General features: G+C 66.5%; 1 protein-coding gene. It reads left to right on the top strand.

From position 1 onward, the window contains the following. On the top strand, positions 1–749 hold a 749-nt coding region (locus RBXJA2T_RS19390; RefSeq protein WP_009859136.1), incomplete at both ends, for an IS481 family transposase.

Below are 749 nucleotides of genomic sequence, written 5' to 3'. Positions count from 1 at the left end.
CGGCGCGAGCGCGGCTGCAACCGCGTGGCAGCGCTTCGAGCATGAGGCGCCCAATGCGCTGTGGCAGATCGACTTCAAGGGCCACTTTGCCACCGACACGCAGCGCTGCCATTCGCTGACCGTGCTGGACGATCACTCGCGCTTCAGCCTCGTGCTGCAGGCTCTGGCCGGTGAGCGACGCGAACCGGTGCAGCAGGCCCTGGAAGATGCTTTCCGGCGCTACGGCCTGCCCGAGCGCATCAATGCCGACAACGGCCCGCCCTGGGGCGCACCGACCGTGGGTGCGCTCACGGGCTTGGGCGTGTGGCTGATCCGCCTGGGAGTGCGCCTGAGCCACAGTCGACCTGCCCATCCGCAGACCAACGGCAAGGACGAACGCTTCCACCGCACGCTGGCCGCCGAAGTGCTGCTGGGTCGCAAGTTTCGCGACCTGACCGATGTCCAGCGGCACTTCAACTCCTGGCGTCACGTCTACAACTTCGAGCGCCCGCATGAAGCTCTGGGTATGCAAACGCCGGCCAGCCGCTACAGCGCCAGCATGCGCTCGATGCCCAGTAAGCTGCCTGACGTCGAGTACGGCCCCGAAGACATCGTCCGGCGTGTCGGCGACGGCGGGCGCATCAGTATCCGCGGCATCAAGCTGCGAGTGGGCAAGGCGTTGATCGGGCAGCACGTCGCCTTGCGGCCTCGCCTTGATCGCGATGGCTCCTTCGACGTCTACTTCTGCCATCACAAGCTCGATGCCATCG

The organism is Rubrivivax benzoatilyticus JA2 = ATCC BAA-35 (assembly GCF_000190375.1).
Classification (GTDB): Bacteria; Pseudomonadota; Gammaproteobacteria; order Burkholderiales; family Burkholderiaceae_C; genus Rubrivivax; species Rubrivivax benzoatilyticus.
The sequence above is the reverse complement of the archived record's forward strand: the minus strand, read 5'-3'. Positions and strand labels throughout refer to the sequence as shown.